This window comes from Paenibacillus sp. 1A_MP2 (genome assembly GCF_052244825.1).
Taxonomy (GTDB): Bacteria; Bacillota; Bacilli; order Paenibacillales; family Paenibacillaceae; genus Paenibacillus; species Paenibacillus vandeheii.
The window spans coordinates 1231374-1256896 of the sequence record NZ_JBQQCS010000001.1; the positions used below are offsets into that span (position 1 = coordinate 1231374).

Consider the following 25523-nt stretch of genomic DNA (forward strand, 5'->3'; position numbering starts at 1 on the left):
CTCGCGTCTTGCTCCGGCTTCGGCCGGAGGGGGCGTAACCTAGAATACAGGACTTGGTTAAGGAGGGTTGCTCCTTGTTGGACGTCAACAATTTCGAATACATGAAGATCGGGCTTGCTTCCCCAGAAAAAATTCGTTCTTGGTCCCGCGGAGAAGTGAAAAAACCGGAAACGATCAACTATCGTACGTTGAAACCGGAAAAAGAAGGGCTGTTCTGCGAAAAGATTTTTGGCCCTACAAAAGACTGGGAATGTCATTGCGGTAAATACAAACGCGTCCGTTATAAAGGCGTTGTCTGTGATCGCTGTGGCGTTGAAGTCACACGTGCGAAAGTACGCCGCGAACGGATGGGCCATATTGAGCTCGCTGCTCCGGTATCGCATATCTGGTACTTCAAAGGTATTCCGAGCCGCATGGGTCTCGCTTTGGATATGTCTCCAAGATCTCTCGAGGAGATTATTTATTTTGCATCATATGTAGTAACTGATCCAGGAGAAACTCCACTGGAGAAAAAACAGCTGTTGTCCGAGAAAGAATACCGCAGCTACCGTGAGAAATACGGATATGGGTTCCAGGCTGGTATGGGCGCAGAAGCAGTTAAAAAATTGCTTCAAGACCTTGATATAGACAAAGAGCTTGAATTCCTTAAGGAAGAGCTCCGCACTGCTCAAGGACAACGTCGTAACCGTGCTATCAAACGTCTGGAAGTAATCGAAGCATTCCGCAACTCGGGTAATAAACCTGAATGGATGATCATGGATGTACTTCCTGTTATCCCGCCGGAACTTCGTCCGATGGTACAGCTGGATGGTGGACGTTTTGCAACGTCTGACCTGAATGACCTGTATCGCCGTGTAATTAACCGGAACAACCGTCTGAAACGTTTGCTTGATTTGGGCGCGCCAGACATTATCGTGCAAAATGAAAAACGGATGCTGCAGGAAGCTGTTGATGCATTAATCGACAACGGCCGTCGTGGACGCCCTGTAACAGGTCCTGGTAACCGTCCATTGAAATCTCTCAGCCACATGCTGAAAGGTAAACAAGGACGTTTCCGTCAGAACTTGCTCGGTAAACGGGTTGACTATTCTGGTCGTTCCGTTATCGTAGTTGGACCTTACCTGAAAATGTATCAGTGTGGTCTGCCTAAAGATATGGCACTTGAACTGTTCAAGCCTTTCGTTATGAAAGAACTTGTAAATAAAGGGCTTGCCCACAACATCAAGAGCGCTAAACGTAAAGTTGAGCGCGTAAGTCCTGAAGTATGGGATGTTCTTGAAGAAGTCATCAAGGAGCACCCGGTTCTTCTGAACCGTGCCCCTACGCTTCACCGTCTCGGTATTCAAGCATTTGAACCGATTCTTGTTGAAGGTAAAGCAATTCGTCTTCACCCGCTCGTATGTACGGCATACAATGCCGACTTTGACGGTGACCAAATGGCCGTGCACGTTCCATTGTCCGCTGAAGCTCAAGCGGAAGCACGTATTTTGATGCTTGCATCAGGTAACATTTTGAACCCGAAAGACGGTAAACCGGTTGTTACCCCTTCCCAGGATATGGTGCTTGGTTCTTACTACCTGACCATGGACAACAAGGAAGAAAAGGGAACAGGTATGATCTTGCGTACGGTTAACGAAGCTGTGTCCGCGTACCAACGTGGTACTGCAGGATTGCATGCACGTGTAGCCATCCCGGTTAGAGCGCTTGGCAAAACAATCTTTACCGAAGAGCAACAAGATGCAATGCTGCTGACTACCATCGGCAAAATCATCTTTAATGAGATCTTCCCGGCAAGCTTCCCTTACATCAATGATGCAACTCGTGCGAACCTTTACCAAGGTACTGCAGAGCATTCATTTGTTTATGAGAAGGGTGCTGACCTTAGAGAAGCGATCATGAATGCTCCTTTGGCTGGTGGTGTCGGTAAAGAATATCTCGGTTCTATCATCGCGCGTTGTTTTGAAATTTATCATACAACGGAAACTGCCGTTATTTTGGATAAAATCAAACAACTCGGATTCACATACTCCACTCGTGCGGGTATCACTGTAGCGGTGTCGGATGTTATCGTTCCACCTGAGAAATTTGAAATCCTTAGACAGTCTGAGGAAAAAGCACAAATCGTTACGAACCAGTACCGTCGTGGTCTGATTACGAACGAGGAGCGCTATGACCGCATCATTGATATCTGGTCGAAATCGAAAGATGATATCACCGAGATTCTGATGAAATCGATGGATCGTTACAACTCCATCATGATGATGGTTGACTCTAAAGCACGGGGTAACAAATCGCAAATTACCCAATTGGGCGGTATGCGTGGTCTGATGGCCAACCCGTCTGGTCGAATCATTGAACTCCCAATCAAATCGAACTTCCGTGAAGGTCTGACGGTACTCGAGTACTTTATCTCGACTCACGGTGCCCGTAAAGGTTTGGCCGATACGGCCCTGCGTACAGCGGATTCAGGTTACCTGACTCGTCGTCTCGTAGACGTGGCACAAGACGTGATCGTGCGTGAAGATGATTGTGGTACTGATAAAGGCTTTACGGTAAGTCGTATCCAGGATGGTAAAGAGGTTATTGAGGATCTCTACGACCGTATTGAAGGCAGATACTGCTTCGAGACTGTTCGTCATCCGGAAACAAAAGAAATTATTGCACACCGCAATGAGCTGATTGACTCTGATAAAGCTGAAGCAATCATCAAAGCTGGCGTAACCAAACTGCAAATCCGCTCCGTACTTAGCTGCCGTGCCCGTCACGGTGTCTGCAAGAAGTGTTATGGTCGCAACTTGGCGACTGGTAAACACGTGGAGATCGGTGAAGCAGTTGGTATTATTGCAGCACAATCCATTGGTGAGCCAGGAACACAGCTGACAATGCGTACATTCCACACCGGTGGTGTAGCCGGAGACGATATTACGCAAGGTTTGCCGCGTATCCAGGAGTTGTTTGAGGCTCGTAATCCTAAGGGTCAAGCAACAATCAGTGAGATTGACGGTGTTGTCAAAGAAATTCGCGAAGCGAAAGATCGTCGCGAAATTGAAATTCAAGGTGAAGCAGAATCCAAAGTTTACTCTGTTACCTACGGTTCCCGTGTACGCGTTAGCGAAGGCATGGAAATTGAAGCAGGCGACGAGTTGACAGATGGTTCTATCGATCCAAAAGAAATGCTGCGCATTAAAGGCGTACGTGGCGTGCAGAACTACATTTTGCAGGAAGTACAACGCGTATACCGTAACCAAGGCGTAGAAATCAATGACAAACACGTTGAAGTTATGATCCGTCAAATGTTGCGTAAAATCCGTATCGTCGATGCAGGGGACACTACGTTGTTGCCAGGATCGTTCGTGGATACGCATGAGTACGAAAGAGCTAACAAGACAGCGATTCTGAGTGATAAAGAGCCTGCGGTTGCGAAACCAATCCTGCTCGGTATTACGAAAGCATCCCTGGAAACAGACTCCTTCCTCTCGGCGGCTTCGTTCCAAGAGACTACACGTGTACTGACAGATGCAGCGATCAAAGGTAAAGTCGATCAGTTGCTCGGTCTGAAAGAGAATGTAATCATCGGTAAATTGATTCCTGCAGGTACAGGTATGCACCGTTACCGCAGCATCAAATTTGCTGAGCCGGAAGATGGTCAATCTTCAGTAGAAGAACTTGAACCAGTTTCGGTTGATTAAGATATTCAACTAGATTCATCGTTACCATTAGGTTGAACTAGAGTTTTGTACGCCGGGAGGCGACGGCTGTTTCGTACAGAAGGATGTTTCCCGGTGTGGCAAAACTTTTAAATAAAATGTTTTAGGATTAGCATTGACATTGCTTACGCTAGATGCTAATATATCAAAGGTGCGTGAGTAGCTGATTGTATTTGGTCCTATTCGGAGGAATGAACAATGTCTAATGAAAAAGGTCTGCAAGATGCTCATGTCAAAATAGGTACCAAACAGACCACGCGGATGGTTCAGACAGGTATGGCTTCTGAAGTTTATGTGGCTGAAGATTGTGATCCGCAGCTTACTTCCAAAATCATTGCCTTGTGTGAACAACACAATGTGAAGTGCACGAAAGTGGACACAATGAAAAATCTCGGCAAAGCTTGCGGGATTGGAGTAGGAGCAGCAATGGCTGCTGTCGTAAAATGATACGGTAAGGAACGTTTTTGTCCGAGAACTTTTAGGGATTCTCCAAGGCAAAAACTTTTCATTTGTCTTTTTATGAACCGCCTGGGTCTGTGGACTTAGCATAAGAGGTTTATAAAGAAACATGAACAATTGAGGAAGGGGGTGGCAATCACATGCCAACTATTAACCAACTGGTACGTAAAGGACGTCAAGCTAAAGTTGAAAAGTCCAAATCACCAGCTTTGCAAAAAGGGTTCAATGCTTTGAAACGTGAATCAACTAACATCAGTGCCCCACAAAAACGTGGTGTCTGCACTCGTGTAGGTACAATGACTCCACGTAAACCAAACTCTGCACTTCGTAAGTATGCCCGTGTTCGTTTGACGAACCGTCTCGAGGTAACTGCTTATATCCCGGGTATCGGACATAACCTTCAAGAGCACAGTGTTGTGTTGATCCGTGGAGGTAAAGTTAAAGACCTTGCAGGGGTTCGTTATCACATCGTTCGCGGAGCTCTTGATACTGCAGGCGTGAACAACCGTATGCAAGCTCGTTCGAAATACGGTGCTAAACGTCCAAAAGCTAAAAAAGCCTAAAATATTATAAGTAGCAGTCCTGAATATCTTCTGGGTTAATCCCAGGAGGTGTAGGATGTGCTCATGAAGAAAGAAAGGGGGATATCCATGCCACGCAAAGGTCCAGTTACGAAAAGAGACGTGTTGCCAGATCCGGTATACAGCAGCAAGCTGGTTACTCGTTTGATCAACCGCATCATGCTCGACGGAAAACGCGGTGTTGCTCAAAGCATTCTGTATAATGCGTTTAAGTTGATTCAAGAACGTACGGGTAATGACCCGATGGAAGTATTTGAAGCAGCAATCAAGAATATCATGCCAGTCCTGGAAGTTAAAGCTCGCCGTGTCGGCGGTGCCAACTACCAAGTACCAATCGAGGTAAAACCAGAGAGACGTACTGCTTTGGGATTACGTTGGCTCGTGAACTACTCCCGCAACCGCGGTGAGAAAACAATGGAAGAGCGTTTGGCGGCTGAGATCATCGACGCTTCCAACAACACAGGCGCTTCCGTTAAAAAACGTGAAGATACGCACAAAATGGCTGAAGCGAACAAAGCGTTTGCTCACTACCGTTGGTAGGATTCGGTTCACAATAATAACTTCAATTTTGAAGGGAGACCCATTTCATGGCAAGAGAGTTCTCCTTGAAAAATACACGTAATATCGGGATCATGGCTCATATTGATGCGGGTAAAACCACGACAACTGAGCGGATCTTGTTCTACACAGGACGTACGCACAAAATCGGTGAAGTACACGAAGGCGCTGCGACAATGGACTGGATGGAACAGGAACAGGAGCGCGGAATTACGATTACTTCCGCTGCGACTACCGCTGCTTGGAAAGGCCACCGCGTTAACATCATTGATACCCCGGGACACGTTGACTTCACTGTTGAAGTTGAACGTTCCCTTCGTGTATTGGACGGAGCAGTTGGTGTATTCAGTGCGAAAGAAGGCGTTGAGCCTCAGTCCGAAACCGTATGGAGACAGGCTGATAAGTACGGCGTACCTCGTATCGCTTATGTAAACAAAATGGATATCATCGGTGCTGACTTCCTGAACGTTGTCTCTGACATGCGTGATCGCCTTCAAGCGAACGCAGTTGCGATTCAACTTCCAATCGGTGCTGAAAATGATTTCAAAGGTATCATTGATATCGTTGCACAAAAGGCTCATATGTACAAAGATGACCTGGGACAAGATATCGAAGAAACTGAAATTCCTGCGGAATTTGCTGATCAAGTTGCAGAACTCCGTAACGAATTGGTTGAGCGTGTTGCTGAACTCGACGAAGATTTGACAATGAAATACCTGGAAGGCGAAGAAATCACTATTGATGAGATCAAAGCTGCCCTCCGTAAAGGTGTAGTTGATGTTAAGATCTTCCCGGTTATCTGTGGATCCTCGTATCGTAACAAAGGTGTTCAACTGATGTTGGATGCTGTTATCGACTACTTGCCGGCTCCAACAGATGTTCCATCTATCACGGGTCATCTTGAAGATGGAACTGAAGCAATTCGTAAGTCATCCGATGAAGAGCCTTTCTCCGCATTGGCCTTCAAAATCATGACTGACCCTTACGTTGGTAAATTGACATTCTTCCGCGTTTACTCCGGTGTTCTTCAATCCGGATCTTACGTATTGAACGCAACTAAAAACAAACGTGAGCGTATCGGTCGTATCCTTCAAATGCACGCGAACAGCCGTCAAGAGATCACTGAAGTTTACTCCGGTGACATTGCAGCTGCCGTAGGTTTGAAAGATACAGGTACAGGTGATACACTGTGTGATGAGAAAAACCCGGTTATCCTGGAGTCAATGAACTTCCCTGATCCGGTTATCGAAATCGCCGTTGAACCTAAAACCAAAGCTGACCAAGATAAAATGGGTGTTGCTCTCGGTAAGTTGACAGAAGAGGATCCAACTCTTCGTGCTCATACTGACGAAGAAACAGGCCAAACAATCTTGGCAGGTATGGGTGAGCTTCACCTTGATATCATCATCGACCGTATGCGTCGTGAGTTCAAGGTTGAAACTACTGTGGGTAAACCACAAGTAGCTTACCGTGAAACATTCCGTGCACCAGCGCGCGTTGAAGGTAAATTCGTTCGTCAATCCGGTGGTCGTGGTCAATACGGTCACGTATGGGTTGAGTTCGAACCTCTCGAGGCGGGTACAGGCAGCCAGTTCGAAAGTAAGGTTGTCGGTGGTTCTGTTCCAAGAGAATACATTCAACCAGCTCTTGCAGGTATCGAAGAGCAAATGAAAAACGGCGTTATCGCAGGCTTCCCGCTTGTTGACGTTAAGGCTACAATCGTAGACGGATCTTACCATGATGTCGATTCCAACGAGATGGCATTTAAAATTGCCGGATCGATGGCGCTGAAAGCTGCGAAAGACAAATGTAAGCCGGTTCTGCTTGAGCCAATCATGAAAGTAGAAGTAACCGTTCCAGAAGAGTATATGGGTGACGTTATGGGTATGCTTAACTCCCGTCGTGGCCGCATCGAAGGTATGGATTCCCGTAGTGGAGCCCAAATCATCCGTGCTAAAGTACCTTTGTCTGAAATGTTCGGATACTCTACAACTCTTCGTTCCGGTACTCAAGGACGCGGCGTATTCTCCATGGAGCTCTCTCACTATGAAGAAGTTCCTAAGAGCATCGCTGAAGAGATTGTTGCTAAAACAAAAGGAACCGAGTAGTTTTCTCTCATTGGATGAAAGTGCATAAGAGTCATGTATTCTTTGCACTTCATTTAGTGAAAACATAAAATTATAATTTTAAGGAGGCCACGTTCAAATGGCAAAGGCTAAATACGAACGTAATAAACCCCACGTTAACATTGGTACTATCGGTCACGTCGACCATGGTAAAACAACTCTGACTGCTGCAATCACAACTGTATTGTCCAAAACTTACGGTGGTGCAGCAATCGCATTCGATCAAATCGATAAAGCTCCAGAAGAGCGCGAACGCGGTATCACAATTTCTACATCACACGTTGAGTACGAAACTGATACTCGTCACTACGCTCACGTAGACTGCCCAGGTCACGCCGACTATGTTAAAAACATGATCACTGGCGCGGCACAAATGGACGGAGCTATCTTGGTAGTATCCGCAGCTGATGGCCCAATGCCACAAACTCGTGAGCACATCCTGCTCTCCCGTCAAGTAGGCGTACCTTACATTGTTGTATTCTTGAACAAATGTGATATGGTTGAAGACGAAGAGTTGTTGGAATTGGTTGAGATGGAAGTTCGCGACCTTCTTAACGAATATGAGTTCCCAGGTGATGATACTCCAATCACTCGTGGATCCGCTCGTGAAGCTCTGCAAAACCCTGATGGTGAGTGGGCTCAAAAAATCGTTGAGATGTTCAAAGAAATCGATACGTACATCCCACTGCCTGAGCGTCAAACTGACAAACCTTTCTTGATGCCTGTCGAGGACGTATTCTCTATCACTGGTCGTGGTACTGTTGCTACAGGTCGTGTAGAGCGTGGTACTGTTAAAGTCGGCGAAGAGATCGAAATCGTTGGTATTACTGAAGAAACTAAAAAATCCGTAGTTACGGGCGTTGAGATGTTCCGTAAATTGCTGGATTCCGCTCAAGCGGGTGACAACATCGGCGCATTGCTGCGTGGTGTTGATCGTACTCAAATCGAGCGTGGACAAGTTTTGGCAAAACCGGGTTCTGTTAAGCCTCACACAGAATTCACAGCTCAAATCTACGTTCTGACTAAAGAAGAGGGCGGACGTCACAAACCTTTCTTCACTGGTTACCGTCCACAGTTCTACTTCCGTACAACTGACGTAACAGGCATCATTAACTTGCCTGAAGGTACTGAAATGGTAATGCCTGGTGATAACATCACTGTTACTGTTTCCTTGATCTCCCCAATCGCGATTGAAGAAGGAACTAAGTTCTCCATTCGTGAAGGCGGACGTACAGTAGGTGCCGGTTCCGTCGCAAGCATCCAAAAATAATTCAGCTTAACGCTGAGTAAGCATATGCAACAGTGTACTGGAACGAGTAACATTGTATTGTAACGAAGCTTCGGAAGAGTTCTTTATCCGACATCGGATAGAGAACTCTTTTATTATGTAAATGATTCGGAACCTGCGTCATCAGGTTTAAACTTTCATTCGGAATTGTAAAGAAAGATTGGTTAAGGCAGCTAGTATAGAGTAGGAAAACAGCACATTAAACAAATTCATTTCACTCGAAAAGATTAGTTTAAATGTTTTTCTTAATTATGCTTGCAATACGCCCATCTTTTCTATATAATAATGAATGTTGTTCTGTGACGTTGCGATGATGTGAGAGGTTACTGGCACACCCGGCCCCTTTGCCATGGGACAGTGGCTAGAAAATTTTCACGGAGTATGTCCGATAAAAAATTGGGCGATAGAAGGAGGGACTAAAATGGCAAAGCAAAAAATTCGTATTCGTTTGAAAGCTTACGACCACAGAATTCTTGATCAATCCGCGGAGAAAATTGTTGAAACAGCAAAACGTTCGGGTGCTGGTGTATCCGGTCCGATTCCGCTTCCTACTGAAAAACAAATCATTACTATTCTTCGTGCGGTGCACAAGTACAAGGATTCTCGGGAACAATTCGAACAACGTACACATAAACGTTTGATCGACATCGTTAACCCGACTCCACAAACTGTGGATGCCTTGATGCGCTTGGATCTGCCGTCCGGTGTAGATATCGAAATTAAATTGTAATATAAGCTACAACAAAGACCATGTATAAAGGAAAAGAGGTGTCAACATGAAAGCAATCTTAGGAAAAAAACTCGGAATGACTCAAGTATTTACTCCTGAAGGTAACGTCGTTCCAGTAACGGTTATCGAAGCAGGCCCTTGTGTTGTTTTGCAAAAGAAAGACATTGAGAACGATGGCTACGAAGCAATTCAAATCGGTTACTCCGATAAGAAAGAGAAAAATGCTAACAAGCCAGAAGCAGGTCACGCTAAAAAAGCGAACACTGCCCCTAAGCGCTACGTTCGTGAAGTTCGCGGTATCAACATCGCAGAATATGAAGTTGGCCAAGAACTGAAAGCTGACATTTTCGCTGAAGGCGAATTCGTTGACGTAACGGGTGTTTCTAAAGGTAAAGGTTTTGCCGGCGTTATCAAACGTTGGGGACAAAGCACTGGACCTATGTCACACGGTTCGCGTTACCACCGTGGCCCGGGTTCAATGGGTTCGATCCAAGCTAACCGCGTTCCTAAAGGCAAACGCCTGCCAGGACACATGGGACATGATACTGTTACAATCCAACGTCTTGAAGTAGTTAAAGTAGACGCTGAGCGTAACGTGTTGCTCGTGAAAGGTTCCATTCCTGGACCGAAAAACAGTCTCATTAAAGTTAAAGAAACGGTGAAAAAATAACCACTGAAGAAAGGAGGAACACAAAATGCCAAAAGTATCAGTTTACAATGTAGATGGTAGCCAAGTAGGCGAAGTTGAATTGAACGATGCGGTTTTCGGAATTGAGCCGAACCAACACGTTCTGTACGATGCAGTTCTTATGCAACGCGCTTCCCTTCGTCAAGGTACCCACAAAGTAAAAGGACGTTCTGAAGTACGTGGCGGTGGACGTAAGCCTTGGAAACAAAAAGGTACAGGTCGCGCTCGTCAAGGTTCAATTCGTTCACCACAATGGAAAGGCGGCGGTATCGTATTTGGTCCAACACCACGGAGCTATGCGTATAAACTGCCTAAGAAAGTTCGCCGTTTGGCGATCAAATCAGCCCTTTCATCCAAAGTGCTTGACAATGACATTATCGTTTTGGACGCTCTCACGTTGAGCACGCCTAAAACTAAAGAATTCGCAGCCATCTTGAGTAACCTCAAAGTGGGACGTAAGGCTTTGATCGTAGCTCCTAGCTATGATGATAATGTAGCTCTTTCCGCACGGAATATTCCAGGCGTGAAATTCGTAGCTGCTGACGGCATTAATGTTCTTGACGTGCTTTCGCACGACAAACTGATCATTACGAAAGAAGCAGTTCAGAAGGTAGAGGAGGTGCTCGCGTAATGAAGGATCCTCGTGATATTGTAAAACGTCCGATTATTACGGAACGTACTGCTGACATGATGAATGACTTGAAATATGTATTTGAAGTCGATATCCGTGCAAACAAAACCGAGATCAAGAAAGCCGTGGAAGCTATTTTCAACGTAAAAGTGAAAAACGTGAACACGCTTCGTGTTCCAGCTAAGCCAAAACGGTACGGACGTTATTCCGGATATACTAGCGAATGGAAAAAAGCGTTTGTAACGCTGACACAAGACAGCAAAACGCTTGAGTTCTTTGAAACTGTATAATTGAATTTTTGAAGTAAGGAGGGAAACCCAGTGCCAATCAAAAAGTATAAACCAACTTCCCCGGCAAGACGGAACATGTCCGTTTCTACATTTGAGGAAATCACCACAGATCAGCCGGAGAAATCGTTGTTGGCCCCATTGAGCAAACAAGCAGGCCGCAACAACCAAGGTAAAATTACAGTTCGTCACCATGGTGGTGGACACAAACGTAAATACCGTATCATTGACTTCAAACGTACTAAAGATGGAATACCGGGCCGCGTTGCTACGATTGAGTATGACCCGAACCGTACATCTAACATCGCTCTGATTCACTATGCTGATGGTGAAAAACGTTATATCATCGCTCCTAAAGGTTTGAAAGTTGGAGATCAAGTATTCTCCGGACCTGAATCAGACATCAAAATCGGAAACGCATTGCCACTCGAAAATATTCCAGTAGGTACTGTTATCCACAACATCGAGTTGAAACCAGGTAAAGGCGGACAATTGGTTCGTGCTGCTGGTACAGAAGCTCAATTGCTTGGTAAAGAAGAAAAATACGTTTCAGTTCGTCTCTCTTCCGGAGAAGTTCGTCGTATTTTGAAAGTTTGCCGCGCAACAATTGGATCTGTTGGTAACCAAGACCACGAGCTTATCAAAATCGGTAAAGCCGGTCGTAGCCGTTGGTTGGGTAAACGTCCTGAAGTTCGTGGTGTAGTAATGAACCCTAACGATCACCCACACGGTGGTGGTGAAGGTCGTGCTCCAATCGGACGTAAATCGCCAATGTCACCATGGGGTAAACCTACTCTTGGTTACAAAACGCGTAAGAAAAATAAAGCTTCTGATAAATACATCATTCGCCGCCGCACGAAGTAATACACACTGTGCATAACTTCGTGAGGCATCTGCGGATGCATAATAGCTACGTTTGAAGGGAGGATCTCCACATGGGTCGCAGTTTGAAAAAAGGGCCATTCATTGATGGCTACATGCTGAAAAAAGTAGAAGAGATGGAAGCATCCGGTAAGAAACTCGTTATTAAAACCTGGTCCCGTCGTTCTACAATTTTCCCGCAATTCATCGGACACACATTTGGCGTATATGACGGTCGTAAACACGTACCAGTATACGTAACTGAGGACATGGTCGGACACAAACTGGGTGAGTTCGCTCCAACCCGTACGTACAAAGGCCATACTGATGATGATAAGAAAACAAGAAGATAAATGAACATCTTTAATGTTTGAGAGGAGGTTACACAATGGAAGCAAAAGCACATGCTAAGTTTATCCGGATTGCTCCTCGTAAAGTTCAACTCGTTGTTGACTTGATTCGCGGCAAGCAAGTAGGTGAGGCGGTTGCCATTCTCCGTCACACTCCGAAATCCGCTTCTCCGATTGTTGAGAAGTTGCTTAACTCCGCGATTGCAAATGCGGAACATAACTATTCTTTGGATGTTAATAACTTGGTCATTTCGCAAGCTTACGTGAACCAAGGACCGACAATGAAACGTTTCCGCCCTCGTGCAATGGGACGTGCAAGTCGTATTAACAAACGTACTAGCCACATCACTTTGGTGGTATCTGAAAAGTAGAAGGAGGGGAAATGTGTGGGCCAAAAGGTAAATCCAGTCGGACTCCGTGTCGGAATTATCCGTGACTGGGAATCTAAGTGGTATGCAGGTAAAGACTTCGGCGATCTTTTGATGGAAGACGTGAAAATTCGTGAATTCCTGAAAAATAAATTGAAAGACTCCGCTATGTCTCGTGTTGAAATCGAGAGAGCGGCTAACCGCGTAAACGTAACGATTCACACTGCGAAACCAGGTATGGTTATCGGTAAGGGTGGTTCGGAAGTTGAAAATCTTCGTAATCAAATTACGAAAATCGCAGGCGGTAAAAAAGTACACATCAACATTTCTGAAATTAAGAACCAAGACCTGGACGCGATCCTGGTAGCTGAAAGCATTGCACAACAATTGGAACGTCGTGTTTCTTTCCGTCGTGCTCTGAAACAAGCTATTCAAAGAACAATGCGCTCTGGTGCAAAAGGTATTAAAACTCAAGTGGGCGGACGTCTTGGCGGTGCTGAGATCGCACGTTCGGAAGGCTACAGCGAAGGAACTGTTCCACTGCACACGCTTCGTGCCGACATCGACTACGGTACAGCAGAGGCTCATACTACTTACGGCCGTATCGGCGTAAAAGTATGGATCTATCGTGGAGAGGTTCTTCCTACGGCTAAGAAACAGGCTGCTAAGGAAGGAGGCAACTAATCATGTTGGTACCAAAACGTGTAAAACACCGTAAGCAACAACGTGGACATATGAAGGGCCAAGCTAAAGGCGGAACTACGCTGAACTTTGGCGAGTATGGTCTGCAAGCTACGGAACCGGCTTGGATTACGAACCGTCAAATCGAAGCGGCTCGTATTGCGATGACTCGTTACATCAAACGTGGTGGTAAAGTTTGGATCAAAATTTTTCCAGACAAACCAATCACTCAAAAGCCTCTCGAGGTTCGGATGGGTAGCGGTAAAGGTAACGTAGAAAAATGGGTTGCAGTTGTGAAACCAGGTAAGATCATGTTTGAACTTGCTGGTGTACCGGAGGATGTTGCACGCGAAGCAATGCGTCTTGCCGCTCACAAACTGCCAATCAAAACGAAGTTTGTGAAACGTGAAGAATTGGGTGGTGAAGCAAATGAAAGCTAGTGAATTTCGCAACCTAACCTCTGCTGAAATCGAGCAAAAGATTGCCGGATTTAAAGAAGAACTCTTTAACCTCCGCTTTCAACTCGCTACCGGTCAGCTGGATAACCCGACTCGAATCCGTGATGTGCGGAAAGAAATAGCTCGTGCTAAAACCATTATCCGTGAAAGAGAATTGGGAATCGGTTAATTAGGGATCGGATGTCTAATCCGTCCGTAATCAGGAAGGAGGCCAACAATGAGCGAAGAACGTAACGCACGTAAAGTGCAAACAGGTAAAGTAGTCAGTGATAAAATGGATAAAACGATCGTTGTTGCTGTAGAAACTTACAAAAAACACGACTTGTACCATAAACGTATCAAGGTTACTAAAAAATTCAAAGCGCATGACGAAGAAAACACTGCGAAAATCGGTGACACTGTGAAAATCATGGAGACTCGTCCGCTTTCGAAAGATAAACGCTGGAGACTTACTGAAGTCGTAGAAAAAGCGATTATCATCTAATGCATCAGCAGCATAGCTGAAAGGAGGAATACTAAATGATTCAACCATTTACACGTTTGACTGTGGCTGACAACTCCGGTGCGAAGGAACTGATGTGTATCCGCGTACTCGGCGGTACGGGACGTCGTACAGCTCAAATCGGTGATCTGATCGTTTGTTCTGTAAAACAAGCAACACCAGGCGGCGTTGTCAAAAAAGGTGATGTAGTTAGAGCGGTTGTCGTTCGTACGAAACGTTCTGTACGTCGTAAAGACGGTTCCTACATCGGTTTTGATGAAAATGCAGCGGTTGTTGTAAAAGACGACAGAAGCCCACGTGGAACACGTATTTTCGGACCTGTTGCTCGTGAACTCCGCGAGAAAGACTTCATGAAAATCGTTTCCTTGGCCCCAGAAGTTATCTAAAGCTTAATCTCGTGATGTTAGAAACAGGAGGTGTACGAAATGCCAAGAGTGAAAAAAGTTCTGGAATCCCATAACAATAAACTTCATGTTAAAAAAGAAGATACAGTTATGGTGATCAGCGGTAAAGACAAAGGTAAAAAAGGCCGTGTCATCGCTGCTTATCCTCGTGAGAACCGTGTCCTTGTGGAAGGTGTTAACATGATTAAAAAACACCAGAAGCCTAACCAGCAAAATCCGCAAGGCGGCATTATCGAGAAGGAAGCTCCGATTCACGTTTCCAACGTAATGCACATCGATCCAAAGAGCGGAAAAGTAACCCGTGTAGGTTACAAAGTGTTGGATAACGGAAAGAAAGTGCGCGTTGCTAAACGTTCCGGAGAAATTATCGACTAATTGAACCGAATGAGAAAGGAGGTCTATGATTCATGGCAGCAAGAATGAAAGAACGTTACCTGAACGAAATTGCTCCTGCTTTGATGCAGAAGTTTAACTATACAACGGTAATGCAAGTGCCGAAAATCGAGAAAATCGTTATCAACATGGGTGTGGGCGACGCTGTCCAAAACTCCAAAGTGTTGGATTCCGCAGTAAACGATTTGCAATTGATCGCAGGTCAAAAACCTGTAATCACTCGTGCTAAAAAATCTATTGCAGGTTTTAAACTACGTGAGAACATGCCTATCGGTGTGAAAGTAACATTACGCGGCGAGCGCATGTACTTCTTCCTCGATAAATTGCTCAACGTTACGCTTCCTCGTGTCCGCGACTTCCGCGGTGTATCGAGCAAAGCTTTCGACGGACGTGGTAACTATACACTGGGTCTGAAAGAACAACTGATCTTCCCAGAGATCGAGTATGATAAAGTAGACAAAGTCCGCGGTATGGACATTGTCATTGTTACAACGGCGAAAACAGACGAAGAGTCCCGTGAGTTGCTCACGCAACTGGGAATGCCTTTCGTAAAATAATGTTACTATAACGTTTCCGGGTGTCTGGAAAGACTCCCTTTTCTCCGAAATTATTTAGGAGGTGTCAGGCTAAGTGGCAAAAACTTCGATGAAAGTTAAACAACAACGTACACCAAAGTTTAAAGTACGTGCTTATACACGCTGTGAGCGTTGCGGACGTCCACATTCGGTACTGCAGAAGTTCAAAATTTGCAGAATTTGCTTCCGTGAATTAGCTTATAAAGGCCAGATCCCTGGCGTGAAAAAAGCAAGCTGGTAAAAAGTCCTGAACGGGAAGGAGGTTAACTCACAATGACTATGTCTGATCCAATTGCAGATATGCTTACTCGTATTCGTAACGCGAACACAGTTCGTCACGAAACGGTAGAAATGCCTGCTTCGACAATGAAAAAACAAATCGCCGACATCCTGAAGCGTGAAGGTTTCATCCGTGATGCTGAAGTTATCGACGATAACAAACAAGGGATTATCCGTGTTTTCCTGAAATACGGTCAAAATAACGAGCGTGTTATTACTGGTCTGAAAAGAATCAGTAAACCTGGTCTTCGTGTTTACACGAAAAGCAACGAAGTACCTCGTGTACTTGGTGGTCTGGGTATCGCTATTATCTCGACATCCAAAGGTATCATGACGGACAAAGAAGCTCGTCAATCGAAATCCGGCGGAGAAGTCGTCTGCTACGTTTGGTAATATAACGTCACAAGATAGGAGGTGCAACATATGTCTCGTATTGGTCGCAAACCAATTACAGTACCAAGTGGTGTGGACATCACACTGGACAACACCGTTATTACGGTAAAAGGACCTAAAGGATCTTTGACTCGTGAACTTCATAAAGACATGAAAGTAACGGTTGAAAACAACGAAATTACAGTTGTGCGTCCTTCCGATAACAAAACTCACCGTTCTTTGCACGGCACAACGCGTAGCGTTGTAAACAACATGGTGAGTGGCGTTACTGAAGGATTCGCAAAATCTCTGGAGCTGGTTGGGGTCGGATATCGTGCAAGCAAATCCGGAGATAAAATCGTTCTGAACGTTGGCTACTCTCACCCGGTTGAAATTACACCGGAAGCGGGAATCGAGTTCGAAGTTCCTTCGAACACGAAAATCATCGTTCGCGGAATCGATAAAGAGCGTGTAGGTGCTTACGCTGCTAAAATCCGTTCCGTTCGTGAACCTGAGCCGTACAAAGGTAAAGGTATTAAATATGAAGGCGAGCGTATCATCCGTAAGGAAGGTAAAGCCGGTAAGAAGAAATAAGATTTTTCTTGCCGCCTTTGCGCGGTTTTCGGCTTGCTTGCTTCTTGTGTTTCTAATATACCCCGTGGCTTCTGGTTTGAAGCCAGCGAGGTAACCTGAAAGGAGTGAATCCCTGAGATGATTACGAAACAAGATAAAAACAAGGCTCGTCTGAAAAGACACCTGCGTGTTCGTAAGAAAATCCAAGGAACGGCAGCACGTCCTCGTTTGAACGTATTCCGTTCTGGTAAACATATGTATGCTCAAATCATCGATGATGTAGCTGGTGTTACGATCGCTTCCGCGTCTACTGTAGACAAAGAATTGAGCGGCGACATCCAAAACGGCGCATCTGTTGAATCTGCTCGTAAAGTTGGCGAACTCGTTGCTAAACGTGCGAAAGACAAAGGCGTTTCAAACATCGTATTTGACCGTAGCGGTTATCTGTACCATGGTCGTATCGCAGCATTGGCTGCAGCGGCTCGTGAAGCAGGACTTGAGTTTTAAGATATTTTTAAAAAGGAGGTTAACGACTTGCGTGTAGATCCGAATACTTTGGAACTGTCTGAAAGAGTTGTAAATATTAATCGCGTAGCTAAAGTAGTAAAAGGCGGACGCCGTTTCAGCTTTAGCGCACTGGTTGTAGTCGGCGACGGCAACGGCTGGGTTGGAGCTGGTATCGGTAAAGCGGGCGAAGTACCTGATGCAATTCGCAAAGGTATTGAAGACGCTAAGAAAAACCTTGTACACGTTCCACTCGTAGGAACTTCGATTCCTCACTTGGTAACAGGTAAGTTCGGCGCAGGACGCGTCCTGTTGAAACCAGCATCTGAAGGTACTGGTGTTATCGCTGGTGGTCCTGTACGTGCGGTTCTCGAACTTGCTGGTGTAGGTGACATTTTGACAAAATCTCTGGGTTCTTCGAATTCCATGAACATGGTCAATGCGACTTTGGAAGGTTTGTCCCGTTTGAAACGTGCTGAAGACGTGGCAAAACTGCGCGGCAAATCCGTCGAAGAGCTTCTGGGTTAAGGAGGGAATCTCATGGCTAAATTAGAAATTACCCTCGTCCGCAGCTTGATCGGACGTCCGGAGACGCAAAGAACAACTGTGAAAACATTGGGCTTGCGCAAAATCAACAGCAAAGTGGTTCAAAACGACAATCCTGCCATTCGTGGTATGATTAACAAAGTAAGCCACTTGGTCGCTGTTAAAGAAGTAGAAGTTTAAAAAAGGGTTAATCCCACAAATCTTTAAGGAGGTGCAACGAACGATGAAGTTACATGAGCTTTCACCATCTCCTGGATCCCGCAAAGAACGTAAACGTCTTGGTCGCGGTCCAAGTAGTGGTACTGGTAAAACATCAGGTCGCGGTCACAAAGGACAAAATTCTCGTTCCGGCGGTGGTGTTCGTCCAGGCTTCGAAGGTGGACAAAATCCATTGTATCGTCGCTTGCCAAAACGCGGTTTCGTAAACCCAACTCGCAAAGAATACGCAGTTGTGAATACTGAAGACTTGAACAGTTTTGCTGAGGGTACTGAAGTAACTCCAGAATTCTTGATGACGAACGGCGTAGTTAAAAACGCTAAATCCGGAATCAAAATTCTGGGTAACGGTGAAGTCACTGTGAAGTTGACTGTTAAAGCTAACAAGTTTTCTCAATCTGCGGTGGAGAAAATTGAAGCTGCCGGCGGTAAAACCGAGGTGATTTAATGTTCAAGACCCTAAAGAATATCTGGCGGGTTGAAGATCTGCGCAAAAGGGTATTATTTACCCTTTTTGTACTGATCATTTACCGCATCGGATCCTTCGTTCCAGTACCTGGGGTTAACAAAGAGGTTTTCGAAGCGACAAATTCTGCGGGTAAAGAAGTTTTTGGACTTCTCAATACGTTCTCGGGTGGAGCGCTCTTTCAGTTCTCGATATTTGCGCTCGGGATCGTGCCTTACATCACTGCGTCTATCATAGTGCAGCTGCTTTCCATGGACGTTATTCCTAAACTAGCGGAGTGGGCAAAGCAGGGTGAACAAGGTAAGAAGAAATCTGCACAACTGACCCGTTATTTAACGGTAGGTCTGGCATTGATTCAAGCGTTTGGTACGTCGATCGGATTCAACCGCTTATACAATACAGAAATGGTGCCTAACGCAACATTTGCAGATTATATCTTGATCGCGATTGTACTTACGGCCGGTACTTCATTCCTAATGTGGCTTGGTGAGCAGATCACCGAGAAGGGCATAGGAAACGGGATTTCGATCTTGATCTTTGCGGGTATCCTATCAACGGTGCCTAATATTATCAAACAAACGATCGAATCCGACTTTATCCAAGCTGATCAAATGTTCATGAACATTCTTAAAGGGGTAATCGTAGCAATTGTTATTGTGCTGATTATCATAGGTGTCATTTACATTCAGCAGGCGATTCGGAAAATTCCGGTACAGTACGCTAAACGTGTCGTAGGTAACAAAATGTACGGTGGACAGAACACACATATCCCGCTGAAGATTAATGCAGCAGGTGTTATCCCTGTCATCTTTGCTTCATCTCTGTTGATGTTCCCATCGATCATCGCAAACTTCTGGGCTGATCGTACATGGGCACAGTGGATCGGAGCCAATCTCACTACTCACAAACCTCTGGGTATGTTACTCTATGTAGTGATGATTTTCGGATTCACATTCTTCTATACTTTTGTACAGATGAATCCACAGCAGATGGCTGACAACATGAAAAAGAACGGCGGTTACATCCCAGGCATTCGTCCGGGTAAAGCAACCGAGAAATATCTGACCCGTGTCATGACTCGTTTGACAACGGCAGGTGCCATCTTCTTGGCAGTAATTTCCGTTCTGCCTGTAATCTTGGGGGCACTTTCTGGTTTGCCTCAATCCGCGCAAATTGGAGGAACTTCTCTCCTGATCGTTATCGGTGTTGCGCTGGATACGATGAAGCAAATCGAAAGCCAATTGATCAAACGCCACTACAAAGGTTTTATCAATAAATAGGCAATAGGTACCGGTCAAGCTAAGATTTACTTGCCGGCACCTATTGTGCTGTTTGTTGATGTAGGGTAGTCTTGGAGGGAGTGACATAACGTGAACATCCTATTCATGGGCCCTCCGGGGGCAGGAAAAGGAACGCAAGCAGACGTCATTGTGAAAGAGTTCGGTATTCCCCACATTTCAACAGGCGATGCATTTCGTCTCGCGATTAAGCAGGGAACTCCCATTGGCCTGAAAGCCAAGGAATATATGGATCAAGGATTGCTCGTACCAGATGATGTAACCATTGGCATCGTTGAAGAACGTTTGCAGCAGCCTGATTGCAGAGAAGGATTCCTCTTGGATGGATTTCCAAGAACCCTGTCTCAAGCAGAAGCGCTCGATGGCATTCTGGATCGACTGAACTCAGGTCTCGATCATGTAATCAACCTGAAAGTGGACCGCAACAAATTGCTGGCCCGTTTGACGGGTCGTCGCATTTGTAAGAACTGTGGCGCCACTTATCATGTCGTGTTCAATCCGCCCAAGCAGGAAGGTATTTGTGATAAATGCGGCGGTGACTTGTACCAGCGCTCTGATGATAATGAAGAGAGCGTAGGCACACGTCTCGACGAATATATCAACAAAACAGCACCACTCCTCACATTTTATGAGAACAAAGGCCTTCTTCGTCAAATGGACGGAGAGCAGGATATCGATCAAGTTTCTCATGAAATCGTGTCCCTGCTGCGAGGTTAATTGAATGATCATTGGTAAGTCCGAAACGGAACTGGGCTTGATGAGGGAAGCGGGGAGAATTGTTGCGGAAACGCATCGTCTCTTGGCAGAGCATATCGCTCCCGGTATTACGACTGGAGAACTTGACCATATGGCCGATCAATACATCCGCAGTCAAGGAGCTGTGCCGTCTTTCAAAGGTTATAACGGTTTCCCTGCCAGTGTGTGCGCTTCAGTGAATGAAGAGTTGGTGCATGGATTTCCCGGCAAACGAAAGTTGAACGAGGGCGATATCGTTACGTTTGACATTGGCGCGCAGTACCAGGGTTATCACGGAGATTCCGCCTGGACTTATCCAGTCGGCCGTATTTCCGAAGAAGCCCGTCGTCTTCTGGACGTTACCGAGGCTTCGTTATACGCAGGTCTGGCGCTGGTAAAACCGGACGTTCGCTTGTTTACAATATCTCATGCGATTCAGAAATATATTGAAGATGAAGGGTTCTCGGTAGTACGTGAATATGTCGGTCATGGCATAGGAGCGAATCTGCACGAAGAACCACAGATTCCGAACTATGGTCTTCCTGATCGGGGACCACGGCTTAAAGCGGGCATGGTGCTGGCCATAGAGCCGATGGTTAACGCAGGTAGACGGTATGTGAAAACGTTGGAAGATAACTGGACTGTCGTCACTGTTGATGGATCGTTATGCGCCCACTTTGAACACACCGTAGCAGTTACACCGGAAGGCATGGAAATTTTCACAAAACTGAATGCGTAGGTGATAAGGCATGAACAATCAGTCTAATCCGCAGCTCGGTCAACTTGTGAAGATCCGTAAAGGCCGCAATGCGGACCAAGCCGCAGTAATTGTTGCTATAGCGGACAGTAAGTTCGTATATATTGCGGATGGGGACAAACGTAAGTTTGATCAACCCAAGAAGAAGAATATTCTTCATCTTGAGCTCCAGCCGATGATTAGCAGCGAGGTCGTAAACAGTTTAAACGAGAGTGGTCGGGTGACAAACGGAAAGCTCCGCTATGCGGTTCATTCGTTTCTGGAATCCACCAACATTCAAGCTGAAGAGAAAGGAGACTGACTAATGGCCAAGGAAGATGTCATTGAAGTGGAAGGTACGGTTCTCGAGCCGCTACCGAATGCAACGTTCAAGGTTGAGCTTGAGAACGGTCATCAAATTCTCGCTCACGTTTCCGGCAAGTTGCGGATGCACTTTATCCGTATCCTGACTGGAGACAAAGTGGTTGTTCAGTTATCACCTTATGATTTGACAAAAGGTCGTATAACTTACCGTAAATAGTAGTAGACAGTTGCAATGAACTGTGAAGCTTATGAAGCGGGTTTTGCCCGGCAAAACTTGCGAAAGCTTCGAAGCCGGTTTTACAATAGTAAAACAAGGTCAATGCTTACGAAGAGGGTTTTGCTAAGCAAAACTTTGAGGAGGTAATTCACATGAAGGTAAGACCTTCGGTCAAGCCGATTTGCGAAAAATGCAAAGTCATTCGCCGCAAAGGGAATGTTATGGTTATCTGTGAAAATCCGAAACACAAACAAAAACAAGGTTAAAGAAGGGGGTGTAGCGTAAAATGGCACGTATAGCTGGTGTGGATTTGCCACGTGATAAGCGCGTTGAGATCGCCTTGACTTATATTTTCGGAATCGGTAAAACGACTTCCCAGAAAATTCTGAGCACAACAGGCATCAACAAGGACACTCGTGTCCGTGATTTGACGGAAGATGAAGTCAGCAAATTGCGGGAAAGTATCGACAAAGAGGTCAAAGTAGAAGGTGACCTGCGTCGTGAAATCTCTTTGAATATTAAACGTTTGACGGAGATCGGTTGTTACCGTGGAGTTCGTCATCGTCGTGGTCTGCCTGTTCGTGGACAACGTACGAAAACGAATGCTCGTACTCGTAAAGGTCCTCGTCGTACTGTAGCGAACAAGAAGAAATAATAAGGGGGATAAGAGAAAATGGCTAAACCGAAAAAAGTCGTACGTACTAAACGTCGTGACCGTAAAAATATTGAATCTGGCGTGGCACATATCCGCTCCACGTTCAATAACACTATCGTTACCATTACGGACCCTCACGGAAACGCAATTTCGTGGGCAAGCTCCGGCGGCCTCGGATTCAGAGGTTCCCGTAAATCGACTCCGTTTGCTGCACAAATGGCTGCTGAGACTGCTGCCAAAGCTGCAATGGAACATGGGATGAAAGCCGTTGAGGTTATGGTTAAAGGACCAGGCGCAGGCCGTGAAGCAGCGATCCGCTCTTTGCAAGCTGCTGGTCTTGAAGTTAACCTGATCAAAGACGTAACTCCAGTCCCGCATAACGGATGCCGTCCTCCAAAACGTCGTCGTGTCTAATGAGATTTGCCCCTGCGTGTGGTATATTTCCGGCACAATCTGCTAATAATGGTTGTTTAGGCATACTACTACATGTTTTCGCAAGAGAAGGTAAATGTTTCATAGAGGACCGACGTTTTGAAGGAGGGGTATTGCAGTGATTGAAATCGAAAAGCCGAAAATTGAGACGGTAGACGTCAACGATGATGGCACCTATGGGAAATTCGTAGTAGAACCGCTGGAGCGCGGATACGGTACGACGCTTGGAAACTCGCTTCGTCGTATCTTGCTCTCCTCACTGCCGGGTGCGGCAGTGTCTTCGGTTCAAATCGATGGCGTTCTGCATGAATTTGCTACAGTTCCTGGCGTTATGGAAGATGTAACGGAGGTTATTCTTAACCTGAAAGCTTTGTCGCTCAAAATTCACTCTGACGAGGAGAAAGTGCTCGAGATTGATGCTGAAGGCGAAGGAGCAATTACGGCGGGAGATATCCGTGCTGACTCCGATGTGGAGATCCTTAACCCGGATTTGCACATTGCTACGCTCGGACCAGGTTCGAGACTTCACATGCGTATTTTTGCCAATCGCGGTCGCGGCTACGTCCAGGCAGATCGGAATAAACGCGATGACCAGCCGATCGGCGTCATCCCAGTCGATTCCATCTTCACCCCGATCAGCCGCGTTAACTACGCTGTGGAAAATACGCGTGTCGGCCAAGTAACCAACTATGACAAGCTCACGTTGGAAGTTTGGACTGACGGAAGTATTCGTCCTGAAGAGGCTGTAAGCCTTGGCGCTAAAATTTTGACCGAGCACTTGATGCTCTTCGTGGGTCTTACAGACGAAGCGAAAGACGCAGAGATCATGGTCGAAAAAGAAGAAGACAAAAAAGAAAAAGTACTCGAAATGACGATCGAAGAGCTGGATCTCTCTGTTCGTTCCTACAACTGCCTCAAACGTGCTGGTATTAATACCGTGCAAGAGCTGACCACGAAAACGGAAGAAGACATGATGAAAGTCCGTAACCTCGGACGCAAGTCTTTGGAAGAAGTTCAAGAGAAGCTTGAGGAACTCGGTTTGGGACTCCGTACAGAAGAATAGACAGCCGAGTGCTTGAAGTGAAGGAGGGAAAACAATGGCATACCAAAAGTTGGGCCGTAATTCCAGCGCACGTAAAGCTTTGTTCCGTGACCTGGTAACCGACCTGTTCTTATACGAACGCATTCAGACAACTGAAGCGAAAGCAAAAGAGGTTCGCTCTATTGCTGAAAAACTGATCACTAAAGCGAAAAAGGGAGATCTTCATGCCCGTCGCCAAGTGGCAGCTTATGTTCGCCGCGAAACAATCGATGGTGAGCAAGATGCAATCCAAAAACTGTTTAGCGAATTGTCCGGTCGTTACGCTGAGCGTCCAGGTGGGTACACTCGTATCCTTAAACTGGGACCTCGTCGTGGTGACGCTGCGCCTATGGTTTACTTGGAACTGGTTGACCGCGCGTAAAACAGATGAGATGAGGAAAGGGGACAGAATCACTGATTCTGGATTAACCCTTTTTTTCTCTTCATTTCGGAATTCGTGCTGTAGTAGAAGCTCCGAAAGGGGCTTCTTTTGCTGTTCGGGATAGGCACATGTATAGTATGGAACAAAGGTGTGGTAATGATGCGCAACTTATGTATGACGTTAACTTATGATGGCACTGCCTATTACGGCTTTCAGGTTCAGCCGGGAGGGAACACCATCCAGGACCATCTTGAAGATGCCATTCGTGCTTTGACCGGTGAGAAGGTTAAAATTACGGGATCAGGCAGAACGGATGCTGGCGTCCACGCTCGCAGACAGATCTTCAATTTCCCTACGGAATCCCAGATCCCGATTGAACGATGGTGTATTGCGCTCAACTCCAGATTACCTTCGGATATTATCGTTATTGATGCGGCTGAAGTACCACACGATTTTCATTCTCGCTATGCAGCGAAAAAGAAAACGTATCGGTACACCGTCAATGCGAATCAATTCCCGGATGTATTCAACCGGAGGCTGCAATATCATCATCATGCCAAGCTGGACATTGTGGCAATGCAGGAGGGGTTGCGTCATTTTATTGGTACGTACGATTTCACCTCCTTTGCTTCACGCAAGTCTCAGAAAGAGAATCATGTACGTTCGGTATACGATGCATGGATAGAAGTGGACCGTTCAATGTGTAGGGACCATCCGCGCGATCAGGGTGTCATTCACATCTATGTGAGTGGTAACGGCTTTTTGCAGCATATGGTTCGTATTATTGTAGGTACCTTGCTGGAGATCGGAGAGGGCAAAAGGAAAGCCTCTGATGTACCGAATATGATTGCTGCTTGTAATCGTTCTGCTGCAGGACCTACTGCAGTTAGCTGCGGTTTAATGCTCTGGGACCTCGAATACAGAAAAGATTAAATTTGCGAAGTGAAATGCTTAATTAACACTTGCGATTTAAGCTCCTATCATGTAATATAAAAGTTGTGTTTTCTTAATGGCTTTCCCACAGCCCCAATTAAGAGGGTCACAACGAAAGAACTATCCA

Annotated in this window: 38 protein-coding genes; all 38 read left to right on the forward strand. The window is 45.8% G+C overall.

Translation table 11 applies throughout. The features are described from left to right. Positions 1–74 precede the first annotated feature (74 nt). The 38 genes from rpoC (at position 75) to truA (ending at position 25396) form a co-directional block, all read left to right on the forward strand. On the forward strand, positions 75–3689 hold the full coding sequence (gene rpoC, locus ACTWJ7_RS06055) for a DNA-directed RNA polymerase subunit beta' (RefSeq protein WP_024633592.1): 3615 nt from the start codon (positions 75–77) through the stop codon (positions 3687–3689). Positions 3690–3905: 216 nt separating this feature from the next. Continuing rightward, on the forward strand, positions 3906–4154 hold the full coding sequence (locus ACTWJ7_RS06060; RefSeq protein ID WP_024633591.1) for a ribosomal L7Ae/L30e/S12e/Gadd45 family protein: 249 nt from the start codon (positions 3906–3908) through the stop codon (positions 4152–4154). A 152-nt stretch (positions 4155–4306) separates the two neighbouring features. Further along, positions 4307–4729, forward strand: coding sequence for a 30S ribosomal protein S12 (gene rpsL / locus ACTWJ7_RS06065; RefSeq protein ID WP_017692070.1), 423 nt, complete (start codon positions 4307–4309; stop codon positions 4727–4729). Between the two features lie 87 nt (positions 4730–4816). Next, positions 4817–5287, forward strand: a complete 471-nt coding sequence (gene rpsG / locus ACTWJ7_RS06070) for a 30S ribosomal protein S7 (RefSeq protein WP_024633590.1) — start codon at positions 4817–4819, stop codon at positions 5285–5287. Positions 5288–5334: 47 nt separating this feature from the next. Further along, positions 5335–7413, forward strand: coding sequence for an elongation factor G (gene fusA, locus ACTWJ7_RS06075; RefSeq protein ID WP_024633589.1), 2079 nt, complete (start codon positions 5335–5337; stop codon positions 7411–7413). A gap of 97 nt (positions 7414–7510) precedes the next feature. Next, on the forward strand, positions 7511–8701 hold the full coding sequence (tuf, locus tag ACTWJ7_RS06080) for an elongation factor Tu (protein WP_024633588.1): 1191 nt from the start codon (positions 7511–7513) through the stop codon (positions 8699–8701). A 439-nt stretch (positions 8702–9140) separates the two neighbouring features. After that, positions 9141–9449: a 30S ribosomal protein S10 gene (rpsJ, locus tag ACTWJ7_RS06085; protein ID WP_017692074.1), complete on the forward strand. Its 309-nt coding sequence runs from the start codon at positions 9141–9143 to the stop codon at positions 9447–9449. A 46-nt stretch (positions 9450–9495) separates the two neighbouring features. Continuing rightward, entirely contained in the window at positions 9496–10119 is a 624-nt protein-coding gene (gene rplC, locus ACTWJ7_RS06090) for a 50S ribosomal protein L3 (protein ID WP_053779208.1), read from the forward strand. 25 nt (positions 10120–10144) lie between these two features. Beyond that, entirely contained in the window at positions 10145–10768 is a 624-nt protein-coding gene (gene rplD / locus ACTWJ7_RS06095; protein WP_017692076.1) for a 50S ribosomal protein L4, read from the forward strand. Further along, positions 10768–11058, forward strand: a complete 291-nt coding sequence (gene rplW / locus ACTWJ7_RS06100) for a 50S ribosomal protein L23 (protein ID WP_024633586.1) — start codon at positions 10768–10770, stop codon at positions 11056–11058. Before rplD ends, rplW begins: the two co-directional genes overlap by 1 nt. A 30-nt stretch (positions 11059–11088) precedes the next feature. Beyond that, a complete protein-coding gene (gene rplB / locus ACTWJ7_RS06105) occupies positions 11089–11919 on the forward strand; it encodes a 50S ribosomal protein L2 (protein ID WP_024633585.1) in 831 nt (276 codons plus the stop codon). A gap of 71 nt (positions 11920–11990) precedes the next feature. Continuing rightward, on the forward strand, positions 11991–12269 hold the full coding sequence (gene rpsS / locus ACTWJ7_RS06110; protein WP_024633584.1) for a 30S ribosomal protein S19: 279 nt from the start codon (positions 11991–11993) through the stop codon (positions 12267–12269). Between the two features lie 35 nt (positions 12270–12304). Next, positions 12305–12637: a 50S ribosomal protein L22 gene (rplV, locus tag ACTWJ7_RS06115; RefSeq protein ID WP_024633583.1), complete on the forward strand. Its 333-nt coding sequence runs from the start codon at positions 12305–12307 to the stop codon at positions 12635–12637. A gap of 15 nt (positions 12638–12652) precedes the next feature. After that, positions 12653–13318 carry a 30S ribosomal protein S3 gene (rpsC, locus tag ACTWJ7_RS06120; RefSeq protein ID WP_024633582.1) on the forward strand — a complete coding sequence of 222 codons (666 nt, stop codon included), beginning with the start codon at positions 12653–12655 and terminating at the stop codon, positions 13316–13318. 2 nt (positions 13319–13320) lie between these two features. After that, entirely contained in the window at positions 13321–13755 is a 435-nt protein-coding gene (gene rplP, locus ACTWJ7_RS06125; protein WP_024633581.1) for a 50S ribosomal protein L16, read from the forward strand. Continuing rightward, on the forward strand, positions 13745–13942 hold the full coding sequence (rpmC, locus tag ACTWJ7_RS06130; protein ID WP_017692083.1) for a 50S ribosomal protein L29: 198 nt from the start codon (positions 13745–13747) through the stop codon (positions 13940–13942). The genes rplP and rpmC overlap by 11 nt, the downstream gene beginning before the upstream one ends. 48 nt (positions 13943–13990) lie before the next feature. Continuing rightward, positions 13991–14257, forward strand: coding sequence for a 30S ribosomal protein S17 (gene rpsQ, locus ACTWJ7_RS06135; RefSeq protein WP_024633580.1), 267 nt, complete (start codon positions 13991–13993; stop codon positions 14255–14257). Positions 14258–14292: 35 nt separating this feature from the next. Beyond that, complete coding sequence (rplN, locus tag ACTWJ7_RS06140) at positions 14293–14661, forward strand: 50S ribosomal protein L14 (protein ID WP_024633579.1); 369 nt, start codon at positions 14293–14295, stop codon at positions 14659–14661. Between the two features lie 39 nt (positions 14662–14700). Continuing rightward, positions 14701–15054, forward strand: coding sequence for a 50S ribosomal protein L24 (rplX, locus tag ACTWJ7_RS06145; RefSeq protein WP_024633578.1), 354 nt, complete (start codon positions 14701–14703; stop codon positions 15052–15054). Between the two features lie 32 nt (positions 15055–15086). Next, a complete protein-coding gene (rplE, locus tag ACTWJ7_RS06150) occupies positions 15087–15629 on the forward strand; it encodes a 50S ribosomal protein L5 (RefSeq protein ID WP_024633577.1) in 543 nt (180 codons plus the stop codon). A gap of 73 nt (positions 15630–15702) precedes the next feature. After that, the gene (locus ACTWJ7_RS06155; protein WP_013312154.1) at positions 15703–15888 is read left to right on the forward strand and encodes a type Z 30S ribosomal protein S14; all 186 of its coding nucleotides are present in this window, start codon (positions 15703–15705) and stop codon (positions 15886–15888) included. Between the two features lie 32 nt (positions 15889–15920). Beyond that, positions 15921–16319, forward strand: coding sequence for a 30S ribosomal protein S8 (gene rpsH, locus ACTWJ7_RS06160; RefSeq protein ID WP_017692088.1), 399 nt, complete (start codon positions 15921–15923; stop codon positions 16317–16319). Positions 16320–16349: 30 nt separating this feature from the next. Then, positions 16350–16892, forward strand: coding sequence for a 50S ribosomal protein L6 (rplF, locus tag ACTWJ7_RS06165; RefSeq protein ID WP_024633576.1), 543 nt, complete (start codon positions 16350–16352; stop codon positions 16890–16892). Positions 16893–17009: 117 nt separating this feature from the next. Further along, on the forward strand, positions 17010–17378 hold the full coding sequence (gene rplR / locus ACTWJ7_RS06170; RefSeq protein ID WP_024633575.1) for a 50S ribosomal protein L18: 369 nt from the start codon (positions 17010–17012) through the stop codon (positions 17376–17378). A 27-nt stretch (positions 17379–17405) separates the two neighbouring features. After that, complete coding sequence (gene rpsE, locus ACTWJ7_RS06175) at positions 17406–17903, forward strand: 30S ribosomal protein S5 (protein WP_024633574.1); 498 nt, start codon at positions 17406–17408, stop codon at positions 17901–17903. Between the two features lie 12 nt (positions 17904–17915). Further along, entirely contained in the window at positions 17916–18101 is a 186-nt protein-coding gene (rpmD, locus tag ACTWJ7_RS06180) for a 50S ribosomal protein L30 (protein ID WP_024633573.1), read from the forward strand. Between the two features lie 43 nt (positions 18102–18144). Beyond that, on the forward strand, positions 18145–18585 hold the full coding sequence (gene rplO / locus ACTWJ7_RS06185; protein ID WP_024633572.1) for a 50S ribosomal protein L15: 441 nt from the start codon (positions 18145–18147) through the stop codon (positions 18583–18585). Next, positions 18585–19883 (forward strand): preprotein translocase subunit SecY, encoded by a 1299-nt coding sequence (gene secY, locus ACTWJ7_RS06190; protein WP_024633571.1) that lies wholly within the window; start codon positions 18585–18587, stop codon positions 19881–19883. The genes rplO and secY overlap by 1 nt, the downstream gene beginning before the upstream one ends. 90 nt (positions 19884–19973) lie before the next feature. Then, the gene (locus ACTWJ7_RS06195) at positions 19974–20618 is read left to right on the forward strand and encodes an adenylate kinase (RefSeq protein WP_024633570.1); all 645 of its coding nucleotides are present in this window, start codon (positions 19974–19976) and stop codon (positions 20616–20618) included. A 4-nt stretch (positions 20619–20622) separates the two neighbouring features. Next, entirely contained in the window at positions 20623–21375 is a 753-nt protein-coding gene (gene map / locus ACTWJ7_RS06200) for a type I methionyl aminopeptidase (protein WP_285080656.1), read from the forward strand. A 10-nt stretch (positions 21376–21385) separates the two neighbouring features. Beyond that, the gene (locus ACTWJ7_RS06205; protein WP_024633568.1) at positions 21386–21694 is read left to right on the forward strand and encodes a KOW domain-containing RNA-binding protein; all 309 of its coding nucleotides are present in this window, start codon (positions 21386–21388) and stop codon (positions 21692–21694) included. A gap of 3 nt (positions 21695–21697) precedes the next feature. Further along, positions 21698–21913 (forward strand): translation initiation factor IF-1, encoded by a 216-nt coding sequence (gene infA, locus ACTWJ7_RS06210; protein ID WP_017692098.1) that lies wholly within the window; start codon positions 21698–21700, stop codon positions 21911–21913. A gap of 152 nt (positions 21914–22065) precedes the next feature. Further along, positions 22066–22179 (forward strand): 50S ribosomal protein L36, encoded by a 114-nt coding sequence (rpmJ, locus tag ACTWJ7_RS06215; RefSeq protein ID WP_003333770.1) that lies wholly within the window; start codon positions 22066–22068, stop codon positions 22177–22179. 20 nt (positions 22180–22199) lie between these two features. Then, positions 22200–22568, forward strand: coding sequence for a 30S ribosomal protein S13 (gene rpsM, locus ACTWJ7_RS06220; RefSeq protein ID WP_024633567.1), 369 nt, complete (start codon positions 22200–22202; stop codon positions 22566–22568). 18 nt (positions 22569–22586) lie between these two features. Beyond that, positions 22587–22982, forward strand: coding sequence for a 30S ribosomal protein S11 (gene rpsK / locus ACTWJ7_RS06225; RefSeq protein WP_017692100.1), 396 nt, complete (start codon positions 22587–22589; stop codon positions 22980–22982). A 136-nt stretch (positions 22983–23118) separates the two neighbouring features. Continuing rightward, the gene (locus tag ACTWJ7_RS06230; RefSeq protein ID WP_017692101.1) at positions 23119–24063 is read left to right on the forward strand and encodes a DNA-directed RNA polymerase subunit alpha; all 945 of its coding nucleotides are present in this window, start codon (positions 23119–23121) and stop codon (positions 24061–24063) included. A gap of 34 nt (positions 24064–24097) precedes the next feature. Then, positions 24098–24463, forward strand: coding sequence for a 50S ribosomal protein L17 (gene rplQ, locus ACTWJ7_RS06235; RefSeq protein WP_017692102.1), 366 nt, complete (start codon positions 24098–24100; stop codon positions 24461–24463). 159 nt (positions 24464–24622) lie between these two features. Further along, positions 24623–25396 carry a tRNA pseudouridine(38-40) synthase TruA gene (truA, locus tag ACTWJ7_RS06240; RefSeq protein WP_079348936.1) on the forward strand — a complete coding sequence of 258 codons (774 nt, stop codon included), beginning with the start codon at positions 24623–24625 and terminating at the stop codon, positions 25394–25396. Positions 25397–25523 lie beyond the last annotated feature (127 nt).